We start from the raw sequence: 3,423 nt of genomic DNA, 5'->3' as shown, positions 1-3,423 counted from the left end.
GCTCGCCGAGGCATCCGTGTTCGGTGATGAGGTCGGCTACTCGCGCGCGAACGCCGCGAGGGCCTCGAGCTCGAGGTCGAGGTACTGCTCCTCGCTGACGTCGATGGCGACCCCGAGCAGCGTGCCGCCCGTGAACGGGAAGGAGTCGGTGTACTGGCTGCTCACCGCGTCGCCGCTGTCGTAGCCGATGCAGAGGCCGTCGCCGCACAGCGTGAACTTGCCGACCTGCGCCCGCATCGGCCCCTCGGCGACGACCTGGTCGTCGACGTAGAGCTTGCAGGTGCCGATCGACTCGCCGTGCTCGCCGGCGCTCTCGCGGACGAACTCCATGCCGAGGGCGTGCTTGCCGGGGGTCAGCGCCTCCGACGTGAACGCCTGCTCGGGCGGGATGCCGAGGAAGTTGTACACGTAGTTGAGCTTGCCGTCCTTGATGAACAGCGAGTGGCCGCCGAAGCGCGAACCGTGCGCGAAGAGCACGCCCTGCGTTCCCGTGTCGACCTCGACGTCGGCGATGATCTTGAACGAACGGCCGCGCACGTTGACCGCGACCGACTCGGGCACGGCGCCGGTGTCGGGGTAGTAGACGTAGCGCGAGCGCGGCGGCTCGGACTGGGGCCGCTCGATCGTGAGCTGCTCGCGCGCCGACCGGTCGTCGAGCGGCAGCACGTGGTTGCGCTCGGCCTCCTCGAACCAGAGGTCGACGAGCTCCTTCAGCTTCTCGGGGTGCTCGGCGGCGAGGTCCTTCGACTCCGAGCGGTCCTCGTCGACGTGGTAGAGCTCCCAGCGGTCCTCGTCGAAGCGCCCGTGCCCGGTGAGCGGCGCGTGGATGCTCGCCGCCTTCCAGCCGTCCTTCCAGATGCCGCGCGTGCCGATCATCGTGTAGTACTGCACGTGCTTCTCGGTCGGCCCGTCGGGTTCGGCGTCGAAGCTGTACTTCATCGAGACCCCGTCGAGCGGTCGCTGCTCGACCCCGCGGAACACCTCGGGGAACTCGATGCCGATGACGTCGAGGATGGTCGCGACGATGTCGGTCGAGTGGTGGTACTGGTGGCGGATCTCGCCCTTGGCCTTGATGCCGGCCGGCCAGTGGATCACCATCGGGTCGCACGTGCCGCCCGAGAACTGGGCGTAGCGCTTGAACATCTGGAAGGGCGCCGAGAACGCCGCGGCCCACCCGGTCGGGTAGTGGTTGTACGTCTCGGGCCCGCCGAGCACGTCGATCTTCGAGAGGTTCTCGGCGAGGTCGTCGGGGAACCCGTTGAAGAACTTGTTCTCGTTGACCGAACCGTCGGGCGAACCCTCGCCCGACGCGCCGTTGTCGGCGCAGTAGAAGATGAGCGTGTTCTCGAGCTGGCCGGATGCCTCGAGGTAGTCGATGATGCGGCCGGTCTGCACGTCGGTGTACTCGCTGAAGCCCGCGAACACCTCGGCCATGCGGCTGAACAGGCGCTGCTCGTCGGCGGAGAGCGACTCCCACGGCTTGACGTAGTCGGCGGGGTTCGCCTGGTCCTCGGGCAGGGGGTTGAAGGGTGTGAGCTCGGTGCCCTCCGGCAGGATGCCGCGCTCGATCATGCGCTCGAGCACCCATGTGCGATAGGCGTCGTAGCCGTCGTCGAACAGTCCCTTGTACTTGTCGATGTACTCCTGCGGCGCGTGGTGCGGCGCATGGTTGGCACCCGGGCAGAACCAGGTGAACCAGGGCTTCGAGGGGTTCGAGGCGTTCTGGTCCCGGATCATGCGGATCGTCTGGTCGGCCAGGTCCTTCGAGAGGTGGTAGCCGTCTTCGGGCGAGTAGGGCTGCTCGACGAACCGGTTGTCCTCGACGAGGTCGGGGTACCAGTTGTTCGTCTCGCCGCCGAGGAACCCGTAGAAGCGGTCGAAGCCCATCGCGAGCGGCCACTGCGCCTTGCTGCCGCCGGCCGAGATGTCCTCTTCCGGGACGTTGTGGTTCTTGCCGACCCAGAACGTCGAGTAGCCGTTCTGCTGCAGCACCTGGCCGATGGTCGCGCACTCCTCGGGGATGCGACCGGACAGGCCCGGGAAGCCGTTCGTGCCCTCCATGATCACGCCCATGCCGTTGGCGTGGTGGTTGCGCCCGGTGAGGAAGGTCGACCGCGTCGGCGAGCAGAGCGCGGTCGTGTGCCACTGCGTGTAGGTGAGCCCGTTCTTCGCGAGCCGGTCGAGCGTCGGCATGTTGATGCGGCCGCCGTACGGCGACCACGAGGCCATGCCCGTGTCGTCGTACAGGATGACCAGGATGTTGGGCGACCCCTCGGGCGCCTTCGGCAGCTCGTACGGCGACCAGTCGGCCACCGATTCGCGGACGTCGAGCTTGATCGTCCCCGTGAATTCCTTGGACATGTGGAGTGCATCCCCTCGTCGACTGCACGGGCGGTCCGCCCTTCGGTCGACGCTACTCGGCGCGCGCACGGCAGGGAAGGACCATCGCGTTCCGTGTGGCCCGAACGGGGGCCGCCCCGTTCGCCTTGAGCGCAGCGCGCGTTGTGGCGGCTCGTGGGCGTCGGGGTTAGTCTTCGGATGTCGCCGGTGACCGCCGGCGGCGCATCTTCGAACCCAAGGGGAATCATGGCGGAGTTCGAGTACGGCCCGGTGGAGCTGTACCTGGTTGGATTCGAGGGGGACCGGCTGGACGCCGGCACGGTGGAGGCCCTCGAGGAGCTGGTCGAGGGCGGCGAGATCCGCCTGCTCGACCTCGTGATCGTCTCGCGCGAGCCCGACGGTTCGGTGCGCATCGTCGAAATCGAAGACGAAGGCGAGTCGTACGGCTTCGGCGTGCTCGAGCTCGAGCAGTCGGGCCTCGTCGGTGCGGAGGACGTCGACGACTTCGCCGAGCTCATCCCTCCGGGCACCTCGGCGGCGCTGGCCGCCTTCGAGCTCGTCTGGGCCAAGAAGCTCGCATCGCGCTTCGCCCAGGGCGGCGGCGTGGTGCTGTCGACCGAGCGCATTCCCGCGCCGGTCGTCAACGAGTTGCTCGCTCAGGCGAGCGGTGAGGAGAACTGATCATGCCTCTGCGTCGAATGGGTCGTCCCGGCCTCATCGGCATGGCCGCGCGCACGGCGGTCGTCGCGGGCACCGCGACCGCGGTCTCCGGCAACGTGGCGCGTCGTCAGAACGAGCGCGCCGAGCAGAAGTACGAGGCGCAGGCCTACGAGCAGCAGCAGGCGGCCGCGCAGCAGCAGGCCTACGCCGAGCAGGCCGCGCAACAGGCCGCCGCCCAGCAGGCGGCTGCGGCACCCGCGGCCCCGGCCGGCGGCGTCGACGTCGTCGCCGAGCTGCAGAAGCTCGCCGCCCTGCAGCAGCAGGGCATCCTCTCGGCCGACGAGTTCGCCGCCGCGAAGGCGAAGCTGCTCGCCTGAGCGCCTCGAGCGCGAACGACGCGGATGCCGCGGGCCCCTGTGGCCC

Annotated in this window: 3 protein-coding genes; 2 read left to right on the top strand and 1 reads right to left on the bottom strand. The window is 68.8% G+C overall.

Annotated elements, in window-relative coordinates:
- Nucleotides 1-36: 36 nt before the first annotated feature.
- Entirely contained in the window at nt 37-2,361 is a 2,325-nt protein-coding gene (locus tag ACWGPE_RS18515; protein ID WP_452049237.1) for an arylsulfatase, read from the bottom strand.
- A 225-nt stretch (nt 2,362-2,586) separates the two neighbouring features.
- Here ACWGPE_RS18515 and ACWGPE_RS18510 point away from each other — a divergent pair, with 225 nt between their 5' ends.
- Nucleotides 2,587-3,021 (top strand): DUF6325 family protein, encoded by a 435-nt coding sequence (locus ACWGPE_RS18510; RefSeq protein ID WP_231429486.1) that lies wholly within the window; start codon nt 2,587-2,589, stop codon nt 3,019-3,021.
- Nucleotides 3,022-3,023: 2 nt separating this feature from the next.
- Nucleotides 3,024-3,377: an SHOCT domain-containing protein gene (locus tag ACWGPE_RS18505; protein ID WP_231429488.1), complete on the top strand. Its 354-nt coding sequence runs from the start codon at nt 3,024-3,026 to the stop codon at nt 3,375-3,377.
- The last annotated feature ends 46 nt before the right edge of the window (nt 3,378-3,423 follow it).

Source organism: Agromyces sp. NPDC055658, from assembly GCF_053618155.1.
This window is presented reverse-complemented; position numbering and strand designations above follow the sequence as displayed.